This is a genomic window from Bifidobacterium biavatii DSM 23969, assembly GCF_000741165.1.
GTDB classification, from domain to species: Bacteria; Actinomycetota; Actinomycetes; order Actinomycetales; family Bifidobacteriaceae; genus Bifidobacterium; species Bifidobacterium biavatii.
The window spans coordinates 107,939-133,351 of the sequence record NZ_JGYN01000008.1 but is presented as its reverse complement, the minus strand read 5'-3'; the positions used below and the strand labels follow the sequence as shown (position 1 = coordinate 133,351).

Annotated in this window: 21 protein-coding genes; 15 read left to right on the top strand and 6 right to left on the bottom strand. The window is 65.1% G+C overall.

Going from position 1 to position 25,413, the window contains the following annotated elements; genetic code table 11:
• A partial coding sequence (locus tag BBIA_RS04325) for a bifunctional ADP-dependent NAD(P)H-hydrate dehydratase/NAD(P)H-hydrate epimerase (protein WP_035138036.1) occupies positions 1 to 1,604 on the bottom strand: 1,604 nt, incomplete at its 3' end.
• A 400-nt stretch (positions 1,605 to 2,004) separates the two neighbouring features.
• Between BBIA_RS04325 and BBIA_RS04320 the strand changes: the two genes are divergently transcribed.
• Together BBIA_RS04320 and BBIA_RS04315 are read left to right on the top strand one after the other, a co-directional pair.
• Positions 2,005 to 2,481 carry a MerR family transcriptional regulator gene (locus BBIA_RS04320; RefSeq protein ID WP_081891988.1) on the top strand — a complete coding sequence of 159 codons (477 nt, stop codon included), beginning with the start codon at positions 2,005 to 2,007 and terminating at the stop codon, positions 2,479 to 2,481.
• A 57-nt stretch (positions 2,482 to 2,538) separates the two neighbouring features.
• A complete protein-coding gene (locus tag BBIA_RS04315; protein ID WP_033493764.1) occupies positions 2,539 to 3,309 on the top strand; it encodes a carboxymuconolactone decarboxylase family protein in 771 nt (256 codons plus the stop codon).
• Positions 3,310 to 3,434: 125 nt separating this feature from the next.
• On the opposite strand, the gene BBIA_RS04310 is transcribed toward BBIA_RS04315, so the two are convergent.
• The 3 genes from BBIA_RS04310 to BBIA_RS04300 form a co-directional block, all read right to left on the bottom strand.
• Positions 3,435 to 4,562: a 5-methyltetrahydropteroyltriglutamate--homocysteine S-methyltransferase gene (locus BBIA_RS04310; protein ID WP_033493571.1), complete on the bottom strand. Its 1,128-nt coding sequence runs from the start codon at positions 4,560 to 4,562 to the stop codon at positions 3,435 to 3,437.
• 120 nt (positions 4,563 to 4,682) lie between these two features.
• Complete coding sequence (locus BBIA_RS04305) at positions 4,683 to 5,726, bottom strand: cation diffusion facilitator family transporter (RefSeq protein WP_033493573.1); 1,044 nt, start codon at positions 5,724 to 5,726, stop codon at positions 4,683 to 4,685.
• 63 nt (positions 5,727 to 5,789) lie between these two features.
• On the bottom strand, positions 5,790 to 7,391 hold the full coding sequence (locus BBIA_RS04300; RefSeq protein ID WP_033493575.1) for an ABC-F family ATP-binding cassette domain-containing protein: 1,602 nt from the start codon (positions 7,389 to 7,391) through the stop codon (positions 5,790 to 5,792).
• Between the two features lie 246 nt (positions 7,392 to 7,637).
• On the opposite strand from BBIA_RS04300, the gene pcp reads away from it, so the two are divergent.
• Together pcp and BBIA_RS04290 are read left to right on the top strand one after the other, a co-directional pair.
• Positions 7,638 to 8,318, top strand: a complete 681-nt coding sequence (gene pcp, locus BBIA_RS04295) for a pyroglutamyl-peptidase I (RefSeq protein ID WP_051923765.1) — start codon at positions 7,638 to 7,640, stop codon at positions 8,316 to 8,318.
• Positions 8,319 to 8,580: 262 nt separating this feature from the next.
• The gene (locus tag BBIA_RS04290; protein WP_081891986.1) at positions 8,581 to 9,378 is read left to right on the top strand and encodes a M15 family metallopeptidase; all 798 of its coding nucleotides are present in this window, start codon (positions 8,581 to 8,583) and stop codon (positions 9,376 to 9,378) included.
• A gap of 93 nt (positions 9,379 to 9,471) precedes the next feature.
• On the opposite strand, the gene BBIA_RS04285 is transcribed toward BBIA_RS04290, so the two are convergent.
• A complete protein-coding gene (locus tag BBIA_RS04285) occupies positions 9,472 to 10,854 on the bottom strand; it encodes a sensor histidine kinase (protein WP_051923764.1) in 1,383 nt (460 codons plus the stop codon).
• Entirely contained in the window at positions 10,851 to 11,522 is a 672-nt protein-coding gene (locus tag BBIA_RS04280) for a response regulator transcription factor (RefSeq protein ID WP_033493577.1), read from the bottom strand. The genes BBIA_RS04285 and BBIA_RS04280 overlap by 4 nt, the downstream gene beginning before the upstream one ends.
• A 145-nt stretch (positions 11,523 to 11,667) precedes the next feature.
• Between BBIA_RS04280 and BBIA_RS04275 the strand changes: the two genes are divergently transcribed.
• The 11 genes from BBIA_RS04275 to BBIA_RS04225 all read left to right on the top strand — a co-directional run bounded on the left by BBIA_RS04275 (position 11,668) and on the right by BBIA_RS04225 (position 25,368).
• On the top strand, positions 11,668 to 12,459 hold the full coding sequence (locus tag BBIA_RS04275) for a hypothetical protein (protein WP_033493579.1): 792 nt from the start codon (positions 11,668 to 11,670) through the stop codon (positions 12,457 to 12,459).
• Between the two features lie 141 nt (positions 12,460 to 12,600).
• The gene (locus tag BBIA_RS04270) at positions 12,601 to 13,725 is read left to right on the top strand and encodes a peptidoglycan-binding protein (RefSeq protein ID WP_033493581.1); all 1,125 of its coding nucleotides are present in this window, start codon (positions 12,601 to 12,603) and stop codon (positions 13,723 to 13,725) included.
• Positions 13,722 to 14,633, top strand: a complete 912-nt coding sequence (locus BBIA_RS13715) for an ABC transporter ATP-binding protein (protein ID WP_238548433.1) — start codon at positions 13,722 to 13,724, stop codon at positions 14,631 to 14,633. Before BBIA_RS04270 ends, BBIA_RS13715 begins: the two co-directional genes overlap by 4 nt.
• Positions 14,626 to 15,825: an ABC transporter permease gene (locus BBIA_RS04260; protein ID WP_051923763.1), complete on the top strand. Its 1,200-nt coding sequence runs from the start codon at positions 14,626 to 14,628 to the stop codon at positions 15,823 to 15,825. Before BBIA_RS13715 ends, BBIA_RS04260 begins: the two co-directional genes overlap by 8 nt.
• Positions 15,826 to 15,910: 85 nt before the next feature.
• Positions 15,911 to 17,437, top strand: a complete 1,527-nt coding sequence (locus BBIA_RS04255; RefSeq protein ID WP_033493583.1) for a DUF3375 family protein — start codon at positions 15,911 to 15,913, stop codon at positions 17,435 to 17,437.
• Position 17,438: 1 nt separating this feature from the next.
• Entirely contained in the window at positions 17,439 to 18,155 is a 717-nt protein-coding gene (locus tag BBIA_RS04250; RefSeq protein WP_081891982.1) for a DUF4194 domain-containing protein, read from the top strand.
• Position 18,156: 1 nt separating this feature from the next.
• A complete protein-coding gene (locus tag BBIA_RS04245; protein WP_238548432.1) occupies positions 18,157 to 21,651 on the top strand; it encodes an ATP-binding protein in 3,495 nt (1,164 codons plus the stop codon).
• A gap of 3 nt (positions 21,652 to 21,654) precedes the next feature.
• Positions 21,655 to 22,848, top strand: a complete 1,194-nt coding sequence (locus tag BBIA_RS04240) for a DUF2220 domain-containing protein (RefSeq protein WP_033493585.1) — start codon at positions 21,655 to 21,657, stop codon at positions 22,846 to 22,848.
• 154 nt (positions 22,849 to 23,002) lie between these two features.
• Positions 23,003 to 24,403, top strand: coding sequence for an MATE family efflux transporter (locus BBIA_RS04235; RefSeq protein WP_051923762.1), 1,401 nt, complete (start codon positions 23,003 to 23,005; stop codon positions 24,401 to 24,403).
• Between the two features lie 79 nt (positions 24,404 to 24,482).
• A complete protein-coding gene (locus tag BBIA_RS04230; RefSeq protein ID WP_033493587.1) occupies positions 24,483 to 24,848 on the top strand; it encodes a phage holin family protein in 366 nt (121 codons plus the stop codon).
• A 34-nt stretch (positions 24,849 to 24,882) separates the two neighbouring features.
• Positions 24,883 to 25,368 carry an aminoacyl-tRNA deacylase gene (locus BBIA_RS04225; protein ID WP_033493588.1) on the top strand — a complete coding sequence of 162 codons (486 nt, stop codon included), beginning with the start codon at positions 24,883 to 24,885 and terminating at the stop codon, positions 25,366 to 25,368.
• Positions 25,369 to 25,413 lie beyond the last annotated feature (45 nt).

The following is a 25,413-nucleotide window of genomic DNA, read 5'->3' as shown; positions in this document are numbered from 1 at the left end:
CCGACCACGCCGGCCAGCACGTCGCCCGCACCGGCCGTGCCCAGCCAGGCGGGCGCACGACCGGCCAACAGGACGCGCGGCTCGTCGGACGCGTCCGTATCGCCCTCGTATTCGATATCGTCCGCATCGTCGCCGCTGAGCGAACCCGCCGCCTTCGCGCGCGTCGCATCCGCCGCGTCATCCGGGCCATCGCCGACGACGATGCTGATCGCGCCCTTCAGCAGCACGGTCGCACCGGTCAGCTCGTGCGCGCGCATCGCCCAATGCAACGGTTCGAGCTGCACGTCGCGCGCGTCCACGTCCTCGCCGCGCAGCTCCAGCAACGCAGCGAGTTCGGCCGCATGAGGCGTGATCACCACCTGAGGCGGCACCTCGTCCGGCAGCAGGTCAAGCGCGCCCGCATCCACCACGATCGGCGGCATCTCATATGCGAGATCCGGATCCTCGTCATCATCGTTCAACGCGTAATGCGACAGCAATTTCGCAATGGTCTGACGCTGCACATCGGCGTCGTCCTCATCCGTCTCGCCGTCCGGCACGCCGGAACCGACCACCCACGACTGGACACGCCCCTTGCCGATCACCGCCTCCGGCACGGCGTTCAGCACCATGCCGCGCGTGCGTTCAGGGCCCATGTACCGGATGAGTCCCACGTTCGTGCGCGCCGCAGCACGGCACGACAATACGGCCGCGCCCGGATAGCGCACCGAACCGGTGATCAGGCCGGTCACGCCGCGCGCATACTTCGCGTCGGCCAGACGCGGCAGACGAATCGCCTCACTTGCGCTGTCGCCGGACACCATCCGGACGAACGGGCGCACGCCCTCGATATCGAACCCGAAATCGACCAGCGTGACCCTGCCACACGCGTACGAGGCCGGAGGCAGCATCGTGCACGGCTTCAACGCGCCGAACGTCACCGTCACGTCGGCCGGAATGTACGGGCCGGTGATCGAACCATCGTCCACGCCCACACCGGACGGCACGTCCACCGCCACGACGAACGGGAACTCGCCGGCCGTGTCGCCGTCCGGCAACGCCGTACGATCCGGCACCGTACCGTCCACTCCCAACGACGACGCCATCGTGCCAGCGATGCCGCGCAACGCGCCCTTAAGCCCGATGCCCGTCATCGCGTCGATGATCACATGCGAATGCTGCGCCAGCTCGACCGCGGCGCGCAGACGTTCGCCGGCTTCGCCCGCACTGAAACCGGCCGCGCAGCCGGGAATCTCCGAAGCGGGATCGAGCACCAGCACCTTGCCGCCGGCGCGCACGAACGCGGCGAACGCCTCCTCATGCACGCTGCGCCCCACCGTCACGGCTGTCACCGACGCACCGTTCTCGGACAACGCGGCCGCAGCGTACAGGCCGTCTCCGCCATTGTCGCCGGCTCCGGCCAACAGGACGATGCGCGCATTGTCCAACGCCAGTCCCTCTTCTTCGAGCAGATCGGCGGTCGCATGGGCCGCCGCGGTGGCCGCCATGCGCATGAGCGGTACGCCGTCGTCCAGCAGGGGCCGTTCCATCGCGCGCACGTCGTCGGCGCGGTACGCGGCGTGACGCAACAGATGCAGCCTGTTGCCGTCGTTCTGCACGTTCATGCTTTCAGCCATGATGAACCTCCCTGAAATCGGCGGAACGATATCCGTCTGCTCTACTTTACCCGCGTTTTCGGCTCGACGCCGGCAGTTCGCCGACAGTGCGCGCACAGTGTGTCCAAGGTGCGCCGGGCATTGGCCGGACGCAGCCTGTACGTTGCCCGAACGCCGCTCGCGACGTATCTTGCAGCGCGTCCTGTGACGTTGCCCACAACGCGGCCGTCGCACTGGCCCGATCGACCATGGGCGGGTATGCTTAGATACCAAGTTGGATGGGAAGACTTCAGTTCCGCTACGGTGCGGAACGCTCGCCCGCTCGGGGCGCACGCCGCCGGTGCAACGCCGCATCGCACGGAGTGTCGCATGTTTACTTCAAGCGCTTGAAGTCTCTAATGTTGCCGGTATGAGCACCAGCACCACAACCACATGGCACACCATCCGCGAGGCGTCGCTGATCTCCGGGCTGCCCGAATCGACGCTGCGCTACTACGAGCAGATCGGCATCATCGACCCGATCGCCCGCGATCCAAGCTCCGGGCATCGTGCCTACTCCGACGCGGATCTCGAAGCATTGAGCACCATCTCATGCCTCGCCGCCACAGGCATGCCGCTCGAGGCGATGCGCGCGTATCTGAAGAACCGCTTCGACGGGCCGGAAGGCGCGCGGCGACAGATGGAACTGCTCGACGCGCAGGCGCTGCGCCTGGCCGCCAAGGCGGAAAGCATCCGCATGCAGCAGGCGTACGTCTCGTTCAAAACCCTGTACTGGCGTGCGATTGCCGAAGGACGCGAACGGGACGCGGAACAGCTGCTCGAGGACAACCGTGACATCGTGGAGAAGGTCAAGCGGTTGCAGGTCGGCAGCAAGGACGGGCAATGACCGGCATGATGCCGGCGAATGCAAGCAATGAGTGATCGATGAGCTGAAGGAGCGATGATGTTCGACGGATTGCGCAATGCGATGAACAAATTCTGGAACGGCGACAAGACGCTGGCCGAAACCGACCCGGAGTTCGTGGAGCTCTTTTCGAACTTCGCGTACGACGAAGTGATCAACGAGCCGGGCGCGAACCATCCGGATCTGGACGACGCGACGCGTGCGATGGCGATTCTCGCCACGCTGATCGGATGCCAGGGTATCGACGAATACGCGCTGATGCTGCCGGTCGCGTTGGACGCCGGCGTGACGCCGATCGAGACGAAGGAGATCGTGTATCAGGCGGTCGCCTATCTTGGCGTCGGCCGCGTGCTGCCGTTCCTGAAGGCGACCAATGACATTTTCGAGGCGCGCAACATTGCACTGCCGCTCGCGCCGCAGTCGACCACCACGCCGAAGAACCGCGCCGAGGCGGGGGAGCAGGCGCAGATCGACATCTTCGGCGAGCACATGCGCGGCTTTGCGCAGTCCGGTCCCGCCGAAACGCGGCACATCAACAAGTGGCTGGCCGGCAACTGCTTCGGTGATTACTACACGCGCGGCGGGCTGGACCATCGCCGGCGCGAGATGATCACGCTGTGCTATCTGGCCGCGCAGGGCGGGTGCGAGCCGCAGCTCGTCGCGCATGCGGGCGCGAACCTGAAAGTCGGCAACGAGAAGACGCTCCTGATCGCGGTCGTCTCGCAGTGCATGCCGTACATCGGCTATCCGCGCACGCTCAACGCGATCCGGTGCATCAACGAGGCCGCGGCGAAGGCCGCCGAAGCGTAACCTTTTAACGAAGAAGCCTCCCGGCCGGATGACCGACCGGGAGGCTTCTCTTCGATGCGCGAATGGTTTGCCCGGTGACGCGGCTTGCACTGCATCACCGCGATGGTGCAATCGCGTTTTGAGGCTCAGCCCCAAACTTCCTTGGCGATGGACTGGACGAGCGCGATCTTGGCCCACTGCTGTTCCTCGGTGAGCTTGTTGCCCTCCTCGGTGGACGCGAAGCCGCACTGAGTGGACAGGCACAGACGGTCGAGCGGCACGTACTGCGAGGCCTCGGCGATGCGCTTCTTGATGATCTCGGGGTCCTCCAGCTCGGGCTTCTTTGACGTGATCAGGCCGAGCACGACCTTCTTGTCGCCCGTGACCTTGGCGAGCGGAGCGAAGTCACCGGAACGGTCGTCGTCGAACTCGAGATAGTAGGCGGCGACGTTCTCCTTGCCGAACAGCACGTCGGCCACGACCGAGTAGCCGCCGGCGGACGCCCACGTCGAATGGTAGTTGCCGCGGCAGTCGTGCGTGGTGACGACGAGGTCGGCCGGCAGGTCGGCGATCGCCGCGTTGTTCATCGCCGCGTACTGCTCCTGCATGGCGGCGAACTCCTCCGGCGTGTAATGGGAGTTGAAGTTCGGATCGCAGAACATGCCCCACGTGCAGTCGTCGAGCTGCACGTTGCGGCAGCCGGCTTCGTACAGGGCCATGATCAGGCCGTGGAACGCGGCGGCCGTATCGTCGGCCAGCTGGTCGTAGGCGGCCTGGTCGCTGCCGTAGAACTCGTGCACGGATGCGATGTTCTCCGGACGGAACAGTTCGGCGTACAGCTGCGAGGGGGAGGGGATGGTCTGGCGGGCCACGACCGTGTCGTCTTCAAACTGCTTGAGGAACTTGAAGTGGTCGACGAACGGGTGTGTGCCGTCGAACGCGATCTTGCCGGACAGTCGGGCGGATTCGGCGCGGGTCACCTCGTCGTGGAACACGTAGCCCTGGTCGATGGCGACCTTTTCCACGCCGGCGAAGCCCCACATGCAATCGAGATGCCACCAGCCGCGGCGGAACTCGCCGTCGGTGATGACGTGCAGTCCGGCGGCCTTCTGCTTGGCGACGAGTTCGGTGATGCACTGGTCCTCGACGGCCTTGAGCGCGGCGGCGTCGATCCTGCCGGCCTCATAGTCGGCGCGGGCGGCCTTGAGCTCGGCCGGACGCAGGTAGCTGCCGACCACGTCGGCGCGGAACGGCGCGTTGTGCGAATATGCCATGGTTCCTCACGATCTTGCGCATCGATTGCGCATTGCGATTCGGTTGATACGTTGCGTAACCTTACCGCAACCCGGCCGACGGCACCCGCAGGAGTCCATTTCCTTTCGACGACGGACGGATTAGGCGCGCGCCGACGCGCCGCGGTGCGCCTCCGGGCGGAAGATGTCGGGTTCGACGTAGATTTCGAACCGATACCACGGCAATGCGCCGCGCACCGCACGTTCGATCTTGTCGACCGTTTCCACGTCGTAGTCGCGGTCGAGTTTCGACGTTTCGACCTTGAGGCACAGCAGGATGTCGTCTTCGGACATGTGGATCGTCTGCATGTTGAGCAGCCGGTTCACGCCGGGCGTCGACGTGACCGCAGCGACGATCTCGTCGCGCGTCACCCGGTCGACGGTCTCGCCGAGCAAGAGCGAGCCGGATTTGAACGCGAGCAGCAGCGAACCGGCGATCAGGACTAGGCCGACCATCAGACCGCCGATCGCATCCCATAGCTCGTCGTCGAGCACGATCGCGAGTCCTATGCCGGCGCCGGCGAACGCGAGGCCGATCAGCGCGAGCGTGTCCTCCATGATGACGGAGGCGAGTTCGGCCGACTTGGTGCGCCGCCAGAACCGGAAGACGCCCATGTGCGGCGTGCGCGTGCGGGCCATGCGCTCGTTCGCCTCCTTGACGCTCGAGTGCAGGCCGTAGCCTTCGAGACATGCGCTGACCGCGACCACGACGAGTGCGGCGACCAGTTCGATCCGGTTGGCGTCGCGCAATGCCGGATCGGCGACGACGGCGACGATCTTCTTGACTGCTTCGGAGGTGGAGAAGAAGCCGCCGACGAAGAACAGCAGCGTGGCGACGACGAACGAGGCGAGGTATTTTGCGCGGTACAGGCCGAACGGATGGTCGCCGTCGGTGCGGTGTTTGGAGAAGCGGCCGCCGATCATGAGGACGATCTCGTTCGAGCAATCGGCGATGGAATGCACGGATTCGGACAGCATGGCCGACGAACCGGTGAACACGGCCGCACACAGTTTGGCGATGGCGACGCCGATGTTCGCGGCGAGCGCCGCCTTGACGGCAGCTCCCGCATGCTTGGTCTGCTGTTGGACGGCTATGTTATTGCTATCGGCGGTACTGGCCGCAGACCGGTCTTGCGACTCGCTCATGATTCCCCTTGCCCATGATGTGTTGAAACACCACACATTGTAGGAGCATGAGGGATCAGAGGATTACTCCTCGGCCACGAGTTCGAGGTAGGAATCGTTCCACAAATCCTCGTCGCCGTCGGGCATGAGCAGCACTCGCTCCGGGTTGAGCGCCTGCACCGCGCCCTCGTCGTGGGTGACGAGCACGATCGCGCCCTCATATTTGGCGATGGCCTTCAAGATTTCGTCGCGCGAGGCCGGATCGAGGTTGTTGGTCGGCTCGTCGAGCAGCAGCACGTTCGCGCGCGACGTGACCAGCGTGGCGAGCGCGAGTCGCGTTTTCTCGCCGCCGGAGAGCACGCGTGCGGGCTTGAGCGCGTCGTCGCCGGAGAACAGGAACGAGCCGAGGATGGAACGCGCCTGCGTGTCGTTCAGTTCCGGTGCGACGTGGGTGAGGTTTTCGAGCACGGTCGCGTCGAGGTCGAGCGTATCGTGCTCCTGCGCGAAGTAGCCGATCTTGCAGCCGTGGCCGTATTCGACCACGCCTGTGTCGGGCTGTTCGATGTGCGCGAGCAGGCGCAGCGTGGTGGTTTTGCCGGCGCCGTTGTAGCCGAGGATGACCACGCGCGAGCCCTTGTCGACGGCGAGGTTCACTCCGGCGAACACGATGTTGGAGCCGTACGCCTTGGAGATGTCCTTGGCCATGATCGGCGTGCGGCCGCAGGGCGCAGGTTCGGGGAAGCGGATGTCGGCGACTTTCTCTTTTTTCTGTGCCTCGGACGTGTTCTCGAGGAGTTTTTCGGCGCGACGCATCATATTCTGCGCGGCCACGGCCTTGGTGGCCTTCGCGTGCAGGCGGATACCCTGCTTCATGAGGCGTTCGGCCTTCTTCTCTGCGACCTCGCGTTCGCGGCGGCGGCGCTCCTCGTCCACGGCGCGCTGGTGCAGGTACGCCTTCCAGCCGAGCGAGTACATGTCGATCTGGCCGAGCTGCGCGTCGAGGTGCCACACCTTGTTGACGACCTCGTCCAAGAGTTCGGTCGAGTGGGAGATCACGAGGAAGCCGCCTTCGAACTTCTTCAAGAACCCGCGCAGCCATTCGATCGAGTCGGCGTCCAAATGGTTGGTAGGCTCGTCGAGAATCAGCGTGTCCGCGTCGGAGAAGAGGATTCGCGCCAGCTCGATGCGTCGGCGCTGGCCGCCGGACAGGGTGCCCAATTCCCGGCCCATCACGTCCTGTGGCAGACCGAGGCTGTCGGCCATCGCGATCGCCTCGGACTGCGCCGCGTAGCCGCCGGCCTTGTCGAAGTCCTGCATGATTTTGTCGTAGCGGTTCATCGCACGCGTCATCACGTCCGGATCCGGGTCGGTCATCTCCTTCTCGCACTTGCGCATGCGGGCGATGATCGTCGCGATGTCTCGCGCGCTCATCATGCGGTCGAGCGCGGTCTGCGTCTGGTCGGCGGCGTGCGTGTCCTGCGGCAGGTAGCCGAGTTTGCCGGAGACGCGCACCTTGCCGGCGGACGGCAGCATGTCTCCGGTGATCACGCGCGTCAGCGTTGTCTTGCCGGCGCCGTTGCGGCCGACCAGACCGATCTTGTCGCCTTTGGCCACGTGGAAGTCGGTCGGATGCAGGAGCGTGCGTGCCCCGATCTGAATTTCAAGTCCCTGCGCTTCGATGGCCATTCCCGTCAGCCCGCCTTCCGTCTCGTACCCGTTGTCGTGATTCCGTTTTTCTGCGTGCGGCCGATCCGTGCCCATACGCCGTTCGCCGCGAAGTCCAACGCTCCACTATAGCGAAAGGGTGCGGATCGTGCGGCGAAACCGGCCGTCCGGCGGTAGTCTGGACACGACAGGCCTGCGTGCCGCCCGTGATGCGCGGTGCTGCGGACCGGCAACCCAGACATGCGATGTGATGAAAGAAGACCGATTATGTCCGACAGCAAACGCACGATCCTCGTCACCGGGTTCGACCCGTTCGGCGGGGAATCCGTCAATCCCGCGTTCGAGGCGGTGAAACGATTGCCCGACGACATCGCCGGCGTGCGCGTCGTGCCGCTTGAGATCCCGACCGCCTTCACGCGCAGCGCGCAGGTCGTCGAAGCGGCGATCGAACGCGAACGGCCGGACTGGGTGCTGTGCGTCGGTCAGGCGGGAGGACGTGCCGCGATCACTGTCGAACGGGTCGCGATCAATCTCGCTGAAGCGTCCATCCCCGACAATGACGGAGAACAGCCGTTCGACGCGCCGCTGCGCGAAGACGGCGACACCGCATACTTCGCGACACTGCCGGTCAAGGCGATGGTCCGGAACATCAACGCGCACGGTATTCCCGCCGCCGTCTCGTACACGGCCGGCACCTACGTGTGCAACGCCATCATGTACCACGTGCTCTACTTGCTCGATCGCAAGTTCCCCGACGTCCAAGGCGGGTTCATCCACGTGCCGTTCGCGGTCGAACAGGGCGTCGGCAAGCCGGCCGCCACGCCCACGATGGAGATCGCGACGATGACGAACGCGCTCGCATACGCGATCGAGGCGATCGTGGACGACGGAGCCGGCAGGGTGAACGACAGGCACGGTGCGCGCGACGCTGCCGGCACGATCTGCTGATTCGTTCTCGCCGATGCGCCGGTCCGATGATCTCGCGTCGTCTTTCCGGCATACGCCTGCGACATCCCGTCGTCTTCCCTGATGTTGACCCCTAGGGGTTTCGCCCCGAGTCATCCCCAAGAATCAGGGTACTGTCTGTCTGGCTTCATCCCGCCGGCCGATGGTACGCAACGCTTGGAATTCCTACGATTGACGGCATGAACAGCAGGGGGCGCGCGACATGCGTCGTGCTCTCCGCACAGTCGAGGGGAAGGACGACGACATGGCATCCCGCATTGCAACGGACACGATTCCGCCCGCATCCATCGCAGGAGGAGCTGCATCCCGCGCGCCCCGCGCGGGAGCCGTCCGCAGCTTCGCCCGTTATCGCAGACAACGTGCCGCAAAAACGCTGATCCGCCTGATCGCCGCGTTACTGGCCGCGCTTGCGATCGTAGCGGCGGCACTGCTCGGCCTCGGCCGCATCGCCCACTGGGGCCCGTTCACGCCAGGATTGCCTGAAGCGACCTATACCGCCGACTCGTGGAACACGATCGTCGTCAATCAATGGCAGCGCATCCCCGACGACTGGCCCACGCCGGATCTGACGCAGCTTGCCAACGGTCAGCAGATCGACTCGCGCGTCTATCCGGATCTGCAGCGTATGTTCGACGCGATGCGCGCTGACGGGCTGAACCCCGAAGTGACCGCAGGCTACCGCACGCACGACGAACAGCAGCAGCTGCTCGATGACAAGACGTTCCTGTACGAAAACAGCGGCATGGACGCCAAGGACGCCGAAGCGAAGGCCCGACTGCAGGTCGCCCTGCCCGGCACCAGCGAACATGAGCTGGGCCTCGCCGCTGACATCAACGCCGTCGGCGCGTCCGACGCGGACGCCAACCAGCGCGTCTACGACTGGCTCGCCGCTCATGCGTGGGACTACGGGTTTGTGCTGCGTTATCCGCAAGGCAAAACGAACGTGACCGGCGTGGAATACGAACCATGGCATTACCGGTATGTGGGCGCCGAAGCCGCCAAGACGCTCCATGACAAAGGCGAGGTGCTCGAGGAACTGTAATAGTGCACAATTACATCATCGTTGCCATCGCCTGGTTCCAGCCCGCCTCATCAGACGGGCTGGTTCGTGCCTTGTGGATTGCGACGACGGCTATCAGACCGGAAACGTGATCGTCGCCCGGAACGAGCCTTGTTCGGGCTGAGCCAGCGCGAGCGTCGCGCCCATCGCGTCGCAGGCAGCACGCGCGATCGACAGGCCCAATCCCACGCCGGGCGCGGCGCTGATACGCGAATGTTCGCCGCGATGGAACGGCTGGACCAGTTCGTTCAGATCGTCGGGTAGCGTTTCGTCGGTGGTGTTCGTCACGGTCAGCGTCACTCCCGATCGCGTTCCGTCGCCGGGCGCAATTGCGACGTCGACCGAACCGCCGTCCGTATTGTGCACGACGGCGTTGCGCATGAGATTGCCTACGGCCAGTTCCAGCAGCGTGCGGTCCGCGATCACGTTTGCCGCGGGCAGATCGTCGGCATGCACGGTGATGCCGCGCGCCGTCGCGTCGTCCGCAATGTCGTCGATCATGTCGTTCACGCAGCCGGTCAGATCCGTGGACTGAACCGTGGGATCGAAGCCGTTCGTCATGGTTCGGGGACTTGTCCGGCGATCGGGAACAGTCGTATCCGTCGTGCCGTCGGACGCGGCCCGTACTTGCCGCTGCCCGCCGAACGCACCGTTCTGGATACGCGACAGCGTCAGCAGCGCCTGCACAAGCTGCGCGCCCCGCCGGTTCGCCGCGAGCGCGCGGCGCACGGACGGCTCCACATCAGCCGGGAAACGGCCCTGTGCGAGCGGCGCATCGAGATTCGTCTCCACCGCGGCGATCGGCGTGCGCAGTTCGTGCGACGCGTTCGACACGAACCGCTTCTCCGCTTCGGACGCCGCCTGCACGCGGTCGAGTAAGCCGTTGATGGACGCGACCAGCCTGCCGATTTCGTCGTTGCCGTGCGCGTCGGCGATGCGCACGTGCAGATCGTTCGGATCGAGCGCTTCGACCTGCCGTCCCACGCTGGCAACGCGTGTCGACAGTTTCGTGCCGACAATCCATGCGACGCCGAGCGCGAGCAAACCGAACACGATCATCATGACGATGGACGCCGCGCGCATGGTGTTGACGAACGAACTGGTGACCGCATCCACGGTTTTGGCCAAGCCGAACGAGTACTGGGCCGAATCCGATTGGCCGAACACGTCGATGCTCGCGCCGCTGCCGAGCGCGGCCGTACCCTCGTCGCACGAACCCGACGCCGACAGCGCGTCTCCGTCAGCGGAGCCGGCGTCGGCGCCATCGGACGATGGTGTGTTCGCGGCGACGCACATAACCGTCATGTTCTGCTCGGCGGCGACGCGCGCGACGATGAGGTTCTGCGTGACGATGACGGCCGTCATCATGAGCAGGGCTATGGCGGCGATGGACAGCACCATGACCGTCCTGAACGTGCGCGGCTTCAGCCGTGCGGCAAACGTGCGCAGACGGTTCATCGCAACCGGTATCCTTCCCCGCGCGTCGAGATGATCGCGTCCCGGTCGGCAAGCTTGCGACGCAGCGAATATACGGTGGTTTTGACCACGTCGGCCGGTTCCGCGGCGGTCGGATCATCCCATACGGCCTCGTAGAGTTCCGGCACGCTCACATAGCCGCCGTCGGCGCGCAGGAGTTCGAAGAGCACGCCGTATTCCTTCGGCGTGAGCTTGACGAGCGTGCGTCCGTGATCGCGGAACGCGAGCCGTCGCGTCGTGTCGAGCGTGATGTCGCCGCGTGCCAGCACTGCGGCGGTCGCGTCCGTTCTGCCCGCACGACGTTGCAGTGCGCGGATACGGGCGAGAAGTTCGGGATAGGCGAACGGCTTGGTCAGATAGTCGTCCGCGCCAAGATCAAGGCCGCTGACCCGGTCGCTGATTCCAGCCGCGGCGGTGAGCATGATGACGGCGACGGGGATGCGGTTTGCGGCGATCGTCGCCATCACCGCGTCGCCCGACAGCACTGGCAGATCGCGGTCGAGCAGCACGATGTCGACGTTCCGATCGGCGAGTGCCTGCAACGCTTCGGTGCCGGTCGTGGCCAGGCTCGTCGCGTAGCCTTCGTAACGCAGCGCGTCGTCCAATGCGGCGGCCAGTTCGCGGTCGTCCTCGACGATCAGGATTCGCATGTCATGCCCTTTGCTGTCGATTGTGGGGTTGCTTCGTTCATTATCCTGCGCCTGCCACGGTAATGCGAAGGTAATGCGATCCCTCACCGACACGCCACCGGCGGCACGGTTGGATGGTGTGCGACACCGATCCCAAGGAGGAACCATGAACCGTAACCGACGCATTCTGGCCGTCGCCGTCGCATCCACGCTCGCCCTGTCAGCACTCGCTGGCTGTTCCGCGCCGTTCGCCGCGAACGGCAGCTCGTCGAACACTGCGACGGCCGGCAACGGCGGCGACGTTTCGGCACAGACCGACGCGAACGTCAAGAAGTTCATCGCATGCCTGACCGGCAAGGGCATCGAAGCGCAGGCCGCGGCCGCCCCCGACATGTCCGGCTCTGCGGACTCATCCAAAGCGCCGACGGTGAAGAACGCAGTCGAACTGCGCATGATCGATACGGCCGGCAACCCCGTCAAGGTCAGCGGCGACTCGAACGGCATGACCGTCGACTCCGACGCCCAGCAACTGTATGCGGGCGCGACGTTCACCACCGTGGAGGACGACAAGGTGTGGGTCATGTTCAAAGACGCCACTGCGCTCGCCGGCAGCCCGTACGCATCCAAACAGCAGGACTATGCGGCGTGCCAGGCGCAGGTGCCGGACTTCACCCAGCCCGTGCAGGACGCGAACACGCAGACGGCCGTCTCCGACGCGCAGAAGCAGGCGGCGCTCGACTTCGCCAAGAAGGCACGCGAGAAAGGGTACAGCTGGGTCGCGGACCCGGACGGCGACAATCCGACGACGATCATGATTCCGAAAACCGTGAGCGAGGAGGAGTTCCGCCGCTTCCTCAAGGACTGCCCGGTCGGCGAGACGGGCGTTTCGTTCGGATTCGACGGCACGCCCGAGGAGTTCGGCTACGACTACACGCAGGTGATGCGCGACGCGCAGTGAATATGTTTCCGATATTTGTCATTTCGAGCGAGCGCAGCGAGTCGAGAAATCCTGCGAGCTGTATGTGCGAGGAAAGATGTCTCTGCTCCGGCTTCGCCTCCGGTCGACATGACAGACACTGATGATCAAGGAGCAACGAATATGACACGAACGGAAACGCGACGGTTCGGCAGACGGCGCAGGTTGGTTACGGCGATCATGACGACCATCGTCATCGCCGGCCTGGCCGTGACATGTGTGGCGACGAAACCGTGGAACCTGATCGGGCACCTGACCGCGGACGGACAGTCGGCGTCGGCGTCACGAAACGTCGACGTGACCACGCTGCGCACGCAGCCGGTCACCAAAGGCGTGCTCAACGCCGAAACCCGGCTTGGTGCGACCCTGCAATACGACAAGGCGAGCGATTTTACGGCCGCGACCGGTACGATCACGCAACTGCCGATCGCCGGCAAGCAGATCAACACCGGCGAACAGGTATACGAAATGGACGGCGTGCCCGTGCCGCTGTTCCACGGCGAGCGCCCGTTCTGGCGCACCCTGCAGACGGACGTCACGGACGGACCGGACGTGACCCAGCTCGAGCAGAACCTTGCCGAGCTCGGCTTCTTCGGTGGCACGCCGGACGCGCATTTCGACTGGCTGACCCGAGAGGCGGTCCGCCAATGGCAGCGTTCACTCGGACTGACCGGTGGCGCGGCGGACGGCGTGTTCCAGCCGTCGTCCGTGGCCGTCGCCGCGTCCGTGCCGATCCGCATCACGCAGGTCAAGGCGAAGCTGGGGGAGTCAAACGTGAGCCCGGCCAGCTACACGAACGTCACGTTGCATGTCGAAGCCACGCTCACCGCCACGCAGGCCGCCACGTTCAAGGCCGGCGACAAGGTGCAGGTCGTGTTGCCCGACAATACGACCATCGATACGACGCTCTCCTCCGTCGACCAGGGCGGCCAGTCCACCGGTACGGACGGGCAGGTGACCTCACCGTCAGCGCGCGTCGACTTCCCCGACCAATCGAAGGTCACGAAGTTTGGGCCGGTCTCGGTGAACCTCGTTATTCCGAACACGTCCGCGTCGGCGAGCGCGGAGACGCTGATCGTGCCGGTGACCGCGATCGTCGCGTCCGCCGGCAACACCTATGCGGTCGACGTGGTGCGCGGCGACACGCTCGTACGCGTGCCGGTCGAGATCGGACTGGTCGCCAACGCGCAGGTGCAACTCACCAAGGCCGACGGGTTGCAGGCCGGAGACAAGGTGGTGGTGTCGTGACGGCGGCTGCGGGTATGAGCCCCCTCGGTCAGCCGATGGTTGGCGGCTCTCCTTGGCAGGGGGAGTCGGAACAAACCGGAGACGGGTTTCTCTCGCTGAGGGGAGTGAACGTTTCCGATCCTGCGGATGCTTTGCTGACGCTCGAGAACGTCACCAAGGCGTTTGCCGGCAAGGACGGGACGATGACACAGATCCTGCATCCGACGACGCTGACGATCGGCCGAGATGAACGCATCGCGATCGTGGGACCTTCCGGCTCAGGCAAGTCGACGCTGCTCTCCCTGCTTGGCACGCTCGACATGCCCACGTCCGGCATCGTGCGATACGACGGCGACGACGTGACGGCGATGAGCGAACATCGACGCAGCGACCTGCGCGCCGCACGCATCGGCTTCGTATTCCAGCAATTCCATCTCATCGCCAGCGTGTCCGCACTGGAGAACGTGATGATCGGTCTGCAATACACGGCCCTGCCGCGCGCGGAGCGACGCGACCGTGCGGCCACCGCATTGGAGCAAGTCGGATTGGGACATCGTCTGCGGCATCGGCCGTCGCAACTGTCCGGCGGCGAACAGCAGCGCGTCGCCATCGCCCGCGCGCTCGTCAAACAACCCGACATCATCTTCGCCGATGAGCCGACCGGCGCGCTCGACACCGACACCGGACACACGATCCTCAACCTGCTGTTCGATGCGGCCGACAGCGGCGCGAGTCTCGTCGTCGTCACGCACGATCCGAACGTGGCAGCACGGTTCCCGCGGCGACTGCACATCCGTGACGGCATGGTACGCGAGATGACGGGGGAAACGACGACGGAATCTCCCCAATCCGACGGAATCGGACAGCTCCCCCTGACCGAGGACGCCGAACGAACCGCAACGACACGAGAGGAGGACAACCATGCCTAAGCCGCTGCGCACACGTATCGCCGACCTGCTGCACTCCGCGTGGATCGGCGCGACCGGACGCGTCTCGCGCACCGTGCTCGCCTCGCTCGGCATCGCGTTGGGTGTCGCCGCCTACGTGGCGTTGTCCGGCATCGCGGCTTCCAACCAGGCGGCGCTGCTCGACCGGCTCGACGCGCTTGGTGCGAACCTGCAGGTCGTCACCCCCGGACAGGACGCCGCCCGCCAAACCATCCCACTTCCCGACTATGCGCCCGAGACGATCGCCCGCCAGTCGGACGTCGAACAGGTCGGTGTCTTCACCACGCCGCCCGAGAAGATCCAAATCTTCAAGAACCAGCTCGTGCCGGCATCCAACGGCAACGCGCTCGCCCTCAACATCACGGCGCCCGGCGCATTGGACGCGATCGGCGCGGCCTACGCACACGGCCACGGTATCGACCGGAACAACGAACACCTGCCCGTCGCGGTCCTCGGTTCGGAGGCCGCATGGCGGCTCGGCGTCACCGACGTCGGCGACCGCGTGCTTATCGACAACGAATGGTACGGGGTCATCGGCATCCTCGATCCGTTGCCGCAGGCCGCGACGTTCAACACGTCCGCCATCATCGGTAGAGCATGGGCGATCGCGCACTATCCCGACCAGGCGGCAAGCATCGCCAAGATCAACGCGATCTACGTACGTACCACGTCCGGTGATGCGGAAACGCTGCGCCGCACGATCGCCCACGCGGCCAACCTCACGGGCGGCAACGTGAGCGTGACCGCCTCCGCCGATCTGTCCAAGGCGCGCAACGCCACCAACGACTCGCTAACCACGCTCGGCCTCATGATCGGCGTGATCGCACTCGCCGTGGGCGGCATGAGCATCGCCAACATGATGATCGTCACCATCATGGAACGCCGCGGCGAAATCGGCCTACGCCGAGCCCTGGGTGCCACACCTGGCAACATCCGCATGCAGTTCGTCACCGAAGCGGCCATGCTTTCGGCTCTTGGCGGACTGGCCGGCATCCTCATCGGCACGGGCACGGCCGGCGGCGTGGCGTTCGCGGCCGGTCAGCCGTTCGTCTTGGACTGGGTCGGTCTGCCGCTTGCATGGGGTGTAGCTGTGACGGTCGGCATTCTTGCCGGCCTTTACCCGGCCTCGCGCGCTGCCCGGCTCACCCCGACCGAGGCACTGAGAAGCGAGTGAATGGGTTCCCGGGATCGCCGCGGCGAATACCGGGAACCGGCATGATAGCCTTGTAAGTTGCGGCAAGGAAAGCGAGGCTGGGTTCATGGGCGATGTCAGGCGGGAAATGGAACGGCTGCGACCGGTCTACGAAACCGGCGTGCTCCGCCTGCTGCTGCGCAAGCACTCCATGACGTACGTGGCGCTGCTGCGCGCCGCATTCAACCCTCTGACCGGCGAACTGCCCCGCGAAATCCTCGAGGAACGGTTCGCGCAAAGCCTGTCAAGCCTTATCGACGCTGGCGAATACGCGCTGGAGGAAGACCAGGACCTCATCGGCGCCGCGCACCAGATCCTCGTCGACCTTACCCGCGAAGGCAACGGCGACTACGCGTGGCTCGCCAACTCGCTCGACATGGCTTCGCACCGGTTTCTCTACCGGCTCACCGCCCGCGCACACCGTGCCATTGAAGCGTTGGACCGTCTGCAGGACACCACCAGCTCGCTGTCCGGCGCCCAGGCCAACAGCATCATCATGGAGATCGAGCACGCGCGCATGCAGCTGACCGCCGATCCAAGCGAACGCATCCGACTGCTCAAAGCGGAGATCGCCGCACGCGAACACGAAATCGAACAGATCCGGCAGGGACGGCAACGCGACCGGCTCAGCGACGAACAGGTTGGCGACATCATCGCCGTCATCCATAAAACACTGCGCGACGTGCCGATCGACTTGCGCGAACTCGCGCTCGCCGAACGCGACAACGGCGACGCGCTGCGCCGACGTATGCAGGCCGGCGACATGGACGTCAACGACAACCTCACCTCCTACCATGACGCGTTCCGCCGCTCGTTCAGTGAATCCGACTCCGGCCGCCGGTTCAACGACGCCTTCCAGGTGATCATCACCGACGAAGGACGCCAGCAGATCGACGACGCCGTCGCGGCCATCGCTGCAACACCGTATCTGGCCGGCGAATCCAGCGTGCTGCTCGACCAGGTCACCGCCGAACTCGAACGCATCTACGACGGGATCGAAGCGGTCCGCCAGCAGATACGCGTCTCCGACGAGGCGATCAGCCGACTCGTCCGCCAGCAGACCGACACCAGATACCGCACCATGCTCGTCACGCTCAACCGCCTGTACACCACGATCAATGCGGCGGCGAGAACGCATCCGAACGACGATACGCGTCCCTACCGCACGGACGTGGGCGACGTCACGTTCGCCGGGCTGCCGACCCGGCCGGCACGATCGATGTCCCGCGCGGCCGTGCCCGGCCTCGACGAGCATGCCACGCCGGTTAACATCCCAGAACCGGACATCCGCTCCATGATCGTCGGAGGAGGCCCGCGCATACGGCACATGGTCCGGCTCATCATGCGCGACCCGGTCACCGTGAGCGGGCCGAACGGTTCCGAACTCGTCGATATCGCCGCCAGCTTCAACCGGCTGCCGGCCGACGAACGACGGGAAAGCGAAATCGTCGGCTTCCTGTCCGCGCTCGCATCGGTCGAAGGCGACGATACGGTCTGGCATTGCATCTCGCTCGACGGCACGCCGCGCGACTGGACAACGAGACGGGTCACGGCCGGCATAGACGAACTCAACGAGACGATCAAGGAAGGATGACATGGGCGACGACAACGCGACCGCAGCACTGTTCGAAGGCGACACCGGCGACATGAGCGCCCCTGCCCGCATGGCCGCCATCGCGCTCAAACGCGACCGGTACATCAGCGGAACCGCCTACGACACCGCAATGGACAACCTCGACCAGGTGACCCGTTCGCTCAACAACGACATGCTCGAACTCGTCGTTAACGAACGCTACCGGATTATGTACGCGACCCCAGTCCCCGACGCCGACCAGAACCCCCGGTCGCTCAAGACGCGCGTCAGCCTACGCCGCGAGGAGGCGGCGCTGCTTGCGTTCCTGCGCATCCGCGTCCTCGAATACGAGAACCTGCACACGCCCGCAGACGAATGGTTCGTCAGCTTCGAGGAGATCCGCGCGGCGCTCGCCACCGGCGCCGGCTATCTGGCCTCACGCAACGACGAGGAGGGCGTGCTCAAGCTGATCGGCGCGATTGTCTCGTCCCTGACCACGTACGGGTATCTGGAACGTTCGGCCGACGACGAGACGATGCTGCGCATCACCGCGCTCGTACCCGTCGTATTGGACCGCGATCTTGCGCAGACATGGCTGGACGGCCGGGACGAGATCGACGACGAAGATGCGGACGCTGGTTCGGACGCTCCGGCCGGCGACGGAGGAATTGACGATGCGAACGGCGCGGCCGGCATGGACGACGCGGACGATGATGCCGGCGACAAGGAAGGGGAGTGACATGACGGACACCATGAGCGAACCCACGATGCCGGACGGCGTGCGCGACATTCAGATCGTTCCCGACCGGTGGATGATGGAAAGCCGACAGCTCGTCAACTGGGGCTCCTACGACGGATACCATGTGTTCCGCCCGTCCACGGACGACAAGCTGCCGGTGACATTGCTCGCCGGCGCCAGCGAATCGGGCAAATCCACGCTGGTCGACGCGCAGATCTCCCTGCTGTACCCGTCCGGCACGCCGTTCAACAAGGCGTCGAACTCCGGGCGCTCCGAACGCAGCGACTACACGTACCTGCGCGGCATGATCGGCGTGGGCGACACTGACGACGCGCCGATGTACCTGCGTGGCACCGACGCGGACGGCATGCCGCACAGCGTATGGGGCGCGATCGTGGACACGTACCGCAACGCCACCACCGGGCAGACGCTCTCCTGCGGCAAATTCCTCTACCTGATGCCAGGCGAGGGCCGCGGCGACGTGCGCCGCCAGTATGTCACCTGGAACCGCACCATCGACCCACGCCTCATGGACCAGTTCCGCGACGGCCCGTTCACATCCACCCAGCTCAAGGCAACCTACGAGGGCTGCTCGATCTTCTCGAACGCGAACGCGTTCCACGCCCGCATCTGGGGCGTCATGGGCCTGACCGAAGAAGCATGCCGACTGCTGCACAAGATCCAGTCCGCCGACGCGCCGTCACGGCTGGACGACATCTTCAAACAGGGCGTGCTCGGCGTGCCCGCGGCGATCGGCAAAGCCGAGGACCTGGTCGGCGACTACGAGCGGTACGCCGCCAACTTCAACAGCATGGAGGAGAAGGCTCGTCGCATGCAGATGCTGCAGGGCATCCGCCAATCCCACGAACAATACGACCAGGCGCAGGCGAACGTACACGCGTTCGACGTCGTCGACCCGAACGGCGAACGGGGCCGCGCAGCCATCCGCCGCTGGGCGCTAGCGCACATGGCCGAAGAAGTGACCGCCCAACTGCCGCACGACGAATACGAACGCGACCGGCATATGCAGGACGCCGCCGCGGAACACGCGCACGGCGACGAAATCACCGCGCGCATCGACGCGGTCAAAGCGCAGATCCAAGGCGTCGACGGCGGCAGCCTCGCCCGGCTCGAACTCGACCTGACCCAAGCCCGGCAGACCCTGCACGCCGTAAGCGACAGCCACGATCGGATCGCCCGTCAATTCGCGACCATCGGCGAAACCATCCCCGACACCCGCGACGCATGGCAGGAACGGCAGGAACAGGCCGCACGATTCGTCACGGACTACGAGCGGCGCCGCACGCAGCTCGACCACGACCAGTATGAAGCCGCATCCGCGCGCTCGCAAGCCAACGACGAACTGAACCGCCTCACCCGCGACTACGAACGCCAACGCACCCAACGCACGCGCATCTCCCAGCAGATGGACGAAGAACGCGCCATGCTGTGCCGAGCCACCGGCCTGAGTGCCGAAGAACTGCCCTACGTCGCCGAACTCATGGACGTGCGAGAGGACGAAGAGACATGGCGCACCGCGATGAACGTCGCCTACGGGCCGATCGCCCGCACAATCCTCGTCGACCAGCGCCACGAACAGGGATTCGCCGCACGCGTCAGCACCATCGACCCGCATCTCATGTCACGGCGAACCTGGCGGTTCGTGGACACGAGCCGCGACTACGGACATACGAACACCGCCGCAGTCCACACAGGCGACGAGCCTTGGCTGTCTGGTAAACTGCGCTACCGGGAAGACTCCCCGTTCGCCGGATGGCTGCGCGAACAAACCGCCGACAAACGATACGACGCGGTGTGTGTCGACGCCATCGACGACGCGGACGAACAGACCCGCCAAGTCCAGTGCGACGGCCAGATCAAATCCGGACGCCACGGCCAGCACGGTATCAAGGACATCCGCCAGGTCATCGGATTCGTCAACCAGACATATCTCGACGAACTGCTCCGGCAGGCACAGGACGCCAAAACCGCGTTCGCCGAAGCTGACCGATCGTACGAGACGATCCGACAGCAGGCCGAACGATTGCGTCGCGAACTCGCGCTCGCCGAGAACCTGACCGAAACAGACTGGGACAGTGTCGCCGTGCAGGAGGCCGAACAGCGCATCACGCGCATCGAACAGGACATCGACACGATCCGCCGCGATCCGAAACTCGCCGAACTCACCGCCACGCGGGAACGGCTGGAACAGGAGCTCGAACGCAGCAACAGCCGCCGGTTCAAGGCGCAGAATGCCGCGGACTCATGCGCGCAGGCGGTCGACGCGGCCCGCGCATGGCTGGAACGCAACGCGGTGGCCGACAATGCGACAACGGACGGGTCGGCTCGGATCGTGTTCGGCGACGACGTGGCGGAACGCCTGGGCGCCGCATATGAACGCCAGTTCGCAGGCCAGACCGATCCGGCCACGCGCGCGCATCTGATCATCGGCGCCGGGCGAACGGACGTGGCCGACGACATGCGGTTCGAGAACATGATGGTCGACCAGATCGGCAAGGAGATCGACTCCCGCCGCACCATGCTCGCCGAACAGGCCGACGCGGCGCGCAAGACACTCGAATCGCAGATGCAGGCGTATCGCGACGTGTACGCGAAGGACGACGACGCGTTGACCGCCACCGTCGCCGACTACCGCTACTACGAGCAGGAGCTGGACAGTCTGTCGCATCTGGCGGCCAGCGACGCGACCGAAGCTGAATACGCCAACTGCCTGCACAAACTGTACTGGGACGCCCTCACCCTGCAACGCACGCTCAAATCCGACGAGGCGACCATCAAGGAGCAGCTGTCGCGCATCAACTCGATGCTCACCGGGCAGCAATTCGGTCCCAAGGGCGGCCGCCTGTCGCTGAACGTCACCGTGCGTCCTCCCGAACGCGCGTTCGGCATGGCCTTGCGACGCATGAGCGAAACGCTCACCGCATGGGAGCAGCAGCCCGACGCTGATGTGATCGCCCTGCGCAAGACGTTCGGATCCTGCCGTCCGTTCATCGACATGCTGCACGACCAGCTCGATCAGGTCAAGGACTCCGGCGGCATCAAACAATACGGTGCACGCGATCTCGACCCGCGCGCCCGATCCTCGTTCTACGCGACCGTGCACCACACGGATGGGCCAGACGAACGCATCACCTCCACCGGCGGTCGTTCCGGCGGCGCATTGCAGGAACTCACCTCGTTCGTCTACGGTGCGGCGCTCATCTACCTGCTCGGCGAAGGCAGCGTGACCGGGGAGCCGTCGTATACGACGCTGTTCCTCGACGAGGCGCTCATCAAGGCGGACGGCCGATACACCAAGCGCGCACTCATGGTGCTGCCGCGGCTCGGATTCCAAGTGATCGTCTCCGCGCCCGAAAGTAAGACCGGCGAAATCCTCGACGTGTCCACCAAGGCGTACGTCACCTACAAGGACCCGGACACCGGACACACCACGCTGCGCGAGGCCAGCCTCGACACGACCGGCGCGGGGGAGTGACTGATGCGCACGGTCAGGGACATCGCGGCGATGATCGGCCGACGGCTGTCGGCAAGCAGATACGCGGACGGCGACGCGTGGCCGTACACGGTGTCCGTGCAGCTGCCGTCCAGACAAAGCGATCTCGAGGATGCGGCGCTTGCCGTGCACACCGACGGCAACGTGCATGCCAACAATAAGGCGATTCGTGACTGGGCGGCGAGGACCGGCTGCGAGACGACCGTGCAGCGTCGGCTCATCGGCAACGTGACGGTCGAACTGATCTCGAACGTCATCGTCGGGGATGAGACCGTCGCGCTACGGGTCGTGGACCGTGCGACCGCGGCTGATTATCGTCGTGCGAGGCGGCGACTCGAACGGATTCATGAGCGGTTCGGTCACATCCCGGCAACGGATGCGCTGACCGCCGCACGGATGACGGATGCGGAGGACGACGTCGATTTCGAACTACTGCTGCACGTCGCCGCATACTGCGCCTCGCACGACATCGCCGGTCTGCGGCCGCGTGCGGTGCCGCTTGCCGGGTTCAGCGCGAAATGGCTGGATCGCAAGGCCACGAAGCGGCGCAAGGCGGTGGAACTGCTGTGCGGCAAATCATCGCTGGCATTGGACGAGCGGCCTCGGGAACTGCGGTTCCGGCATCTCGACCCGACGCGCGTGCTGCTGCCGGATGCGGTGGCCGTCCGGCCGTGGGACGACGGCGTGGCATTGGGGATTCGCTGCGTGGTGATCGTGGAGAACAAGGACACGTACCAGCTGATGCCGCCGATCCGGGACGGATTATGCGTGTTCGGCTCCGGCAAGGCCGCGGCTGACGGCCTGACGCTGCTGTCGTGGCTGTTCGACGAGCGTGCTGCGAACGTTCACATAGTGTACTGGGGCGACATGGACTCGGCTGGATTCGAGATACTGTCGGCCGTCCGACAGCTGGGGATCGACTGTGACTCACTGTTCATGGACCGTACGGCGTACGACCGATACGGCATGTTCGGCACGAACGATGGCCCCGACGGCAAGCCTCTCGCACGTCAACAGCCGAAACCGCTTTCCGGGCTGCGTGACGACGAACGAGAACTGTACGAGGCGCTGTGCACGGGGGAGGACGTAGCATACCTGCGGCTTGAGCAGGAGCGTATTCCGATCCCCGACGCGGCGGCTGCGTTGCATGACATGGGGATTCCCGTGGTAACGGATTGAGAACGGCGGTCAGTCCGCTGCCTAGCCATCAGTGCCTTTGCTCATGTTGATGTCGGCGTGTCGCTTGTCCGCACTGTGGCGGCTATGATGCCCGTGACATTGCGCCGGAACGATGCACGGCGAACCCCGGGAAGAGAAGGGACGACACACACGCATGGATAGCGAACTGTTCGAAAAGGCGCCGGTGCCTAAGGCGTATTTCTCACTGGCGATGCCGGTGGTGCTCGGCATGCTGGTCACGCTCGTCTACAACATGGTCGACACGTATTTCATCGCGCACACCGGCGACACGAGCATGGTCGCCGGAGTCTCCCTGACCGCGCCCGTGTTCACGGTGATGATCGCGCTCGGCGACATCTTCGGCCTCGGCGGCAGCTCGGTCATCTCCCGCCTGTTCGGCCAGCATCGCTATGCGGACGGCAAGCGGCTGAGCGTGTTCTGCTTCTACGCGGCCATCGCCACCGGCATCCTCATCCTCGGCCTCGGCCTCGTCTTCCGCGACCCGATGCTCACGCTGCTCGGCGCGACCGACGACACGTGGCGTCATGCGTCGGACTTCTACACGCTCATCATCGTCGGCTCGCCGTTCATCATCGTGTCCATGACGCCGGTCAATCTGCTGCGCACCGAAGGCCACGCCGTGCAGTCCATGATCGGTTCGATGGCCGGCACGCTTGTCAACATCGTGCTCAACCCGCTGTTCATCCACGTGTTCGGCTGGGGCGCGGCGGGATCGGCCGGCGCGACCGTGATCGCGAACGTCTGCACCGACCTGTACTTCGTCTGGTTCCTGCTGCGCCGCAGCCCGAACCTGTCGATCGACCCGCGGCTCATCCTCGACCGCGTCGCGTGCAGGCTACGCGTCACGGCGCGCGAAATCCGCGGCATCTTCGCCATCGGCATTCCCGCGGCCATCACCAACCTCACGCAAAGCGTCGGCATCGTCATGATCAACCTGTTCCTGCTGCCCTACGGCACGGACGCGGTCGCCGCCATGGGCATCGCGCTCAAAATCATCATGATCGCCGTGCTGATCTTCGTCGGCTTCGCGTTCGGCGCGCAGCCGCTCATCGGCTACAACTACGGCGCGCGCAACATGACGCGCCTGCGCGCGATCATGCACTTCTCCTACACGTTCCTGTGCCTGTTCGCGCTCGCCATGACCATCCTGCTCAGCCTCGCCGACCGCATGCTCATGCGCTTCTTCATCGCCGACGAGACGATCGTCACGCTCGGCGCGGGCATGCTGCGCGTCCAACTGCTCAGCCTCGTGTGCGTAGCCGTGGTGATGGTGACGACCTGCACGTTCCAGTCGGCCGGCAAGGCGCTCGGCGCGTTCGTCCTGTCGATCAGCCGTCAGGGCGTGATCCTGGCCGTCACGCTGTTCGCCGGTTCGCGCATCGCCGGCTATGCCGGCGTGATCGCCGCGCAGGCGCTCGCCGATCTGCTCACCGCGGTGCTGGCGATCGTCTTGTTCGTCGTGATGTTGCCCGAGTTGCGCGTTCGCCGCAGCGGCAAGGCGGAACCTCACGACATGACGGAACGGTCGGTGTGACGCCTGAAGCGCACGATTCCATCATGTCATTGCGTCACATCACAGTCCGATGACATTTCGGCTGGAATAATCGGGTGATATGAGTCATTTCATTTCCCGTTGGCTGGTGCTGACGATCGCGGCGGGCGTCATGGTCGCCCTGCTGCCCGGCATGGAGGCGGTCGGTGAGCCGCCGATGCTCGGCATCGCCGCGTTCTCGCTGTTTCTCGCGCTCATCAACGCGTCGATCAAACCGGTCGTGCATCTGCTTGCCCTGCCGATCTCGATCCTGAGCTTCGGCCTGTTCGCGCTCGTGCTGAACTGGCTGTTCATGGAGCTCGCCTCGTGGCTGGCGCTCACGCTGTTCGACGTGGGCGTGGTCATCCACGGCTTCTGGTGGTCGGTGCTCGGCTCGATCATCATGGCGATCGTCTCCGGACTCGTCGGCGACGTCATCGGCGAATAGCCGGCGAATGCCAAAGCAACCGGAGACACAGACGATGAACGACAAATATGAACGGATTGCACGGTTCGCGTCCGAACACGCGGACCGCGCGCGGATCATCGAACATGAGACCGCGATCGTGGATCTCGCTTCCGCGGCGACCGTGTTCGACGTCGACCGTGCCGCGGCGACATACGTTGTGGAATCGAAGGAGGGCGTTTTCGCGGTGATCGCGCTCGCGTCCGGACATCTCAAATGGCGTGCGCTCGGCCGCGCGCTGGGATTGCGGCAGCTGCACCTCTCCGCGCCCGTCACGGTGAAGGAACGCACCGGCTACGACGTCGGCACGGTCGGTCCGCTGTTCCTCGGCATCCCCGCATACATGGACCGCCGGCTGCTTGCGCACGACAAGGTCTACTGCGGCACCGAGGACGCGCATCACACGCTCGCAATCGACCCGCAGCTCATCGTCGAGCAGAACGACATCGCCGGCTGGTTTGACGGCGGCGAGTTCGTGCAGTCCGTGCAAGCGGCTGGGTGAGGCGATTCGCGGCTGTCCGATGGCCGCGCATCTTATCGTTGACGG

Bases quoted from the DNA above. Each gene is read 5' to 3' on its own strand.
- BBIA_RS04320 (WP_081891988.1), top strand. From the start codon at position 2,005: ATGAGCACCAGCACCACAACCACATGGCACACCATCCGCGAGGCGTCG.
- BBIA_RS04315 (WP_033493764.1), top strand. From the start codon at position 2,539: ATGTTCGACGGATTGCGCAATGCGATGAACAAATTCTGGAACGGCGAC.
- BBIA_RS04310 (WP_033493571.1), bottom strand. From the start codon at position 4,562: ATGGCATATTCGCACAACGCGCCGTTCCGCGCCGACGTGGTCGGCAGC.
- BBIA_RS04305 (WP_033493573.1), bottom strand. From the start codon at position 5,726: ATGAGCGAGTCGCAAGACCGGTCTGCGGCCAGTACCGCCGATAGCAAT.
- BBIA_RS04300 (WP_033493575.1), bottom strand. From the start codon at position 7,391: ATGGCCATCGAAGCGCAGGGACTTGAAATTCAGATCGGGGCACGCACG.
- pcp (WP_051923765.1), top strand. From the start codon at position 7,638: ATGTCCGACAGCAAACGCACGATCCTCGTCACCGGGTTCGACCCGTTC.
- BBIA_RS04290 (WP_081891986.1), top strand. From the start codon at position 8,581: ATGGCATCCCGCATTGCAACGGACACGATTCCGCCCGCATCCATCGCA.
- BBIA_RS04285 (WP_051923764.1), bottom strand. From the start codon at position 10,854: ATGAACCGTCTGCGCACGTTTGCCGCACGGCTGAAGCCGCGCACGTTC.
- BBIA_RS04280 (WP_033493577.1), bottom strand. From the start codon at position 11,522: ATGCGAATCCTGATCGTCGAGGACGACCGCGAACTGGCCGCCGCATTG.
- BBIA_RS04275 (WP_033493579.1), top strand. From the start codon at position 11,668: ATGAACCGTAACCGACGCATTCTGGCCGTCGCCGTCGCATCCACGCTC.
- BBIA_RS04270 (WP_033493581.1), top strand. From the start codon at position 12,601: ATGACACGAACGGAAACGCGACGGTTCGGCAGACGGCGCAGGTTGGTT.
- BBIA_RS04260 (WP_051923763.1), top strand. From the start codon at position 14,626: ATGCCTAAGCCGCTGCGCACACGTATCGCCGACCTGCTGCACTCCGCG.
- BBIA_RS04255 (WP_033493583.1), top strand. From the start codon at position 15,911: ATGGGCGATGTCAGGCGGGAAATGGAACGGCTGCGACCGGTCTACGAA.
- BBIA_RS04250 (WP_081891982.1), top strand. From the start codon at position 17,439: ATGGGCGACGACAACGCGACCGCAGCACTGTTCGAAGGCGACACCGGC.
- BBIA_RS04245 (WP_238548432.1), top strand. From the start codon at position 18,157: ATGACGGACACCATGAGCGAACCCACGATGCCGGACGGCGTGCGCGAC.
- BBIA_RS04240 (WP_033493585.1), top strand. From the start codon at position 21,655: ATGCGCACGGTCAGGGACATCGCGGCGATGATCGGCCGACGGCTGTCG.
- BBIA_RS04235 (WP_051923762.1), top strand. From the start codon at position 23,003: ATGGATAGCGAACTGTTCGAAAAGGCGCCGGTGCCTAAGGCGTATTTC.
- BBIA_RS04230 (WP_033493587.1), top strand. From the start codon at position 24,483: ATGAGTCATTTCATTTCCCGTTGGCTGGTGCTGACGATCGCGGCGGGC.
- BBIA_RS04225 (WP_033493588.1), top strand. From the start codon at position 24,883: ATGAACGACAAATATGAACGGATTGCACGGTTCGCGTCCGAACACGCG.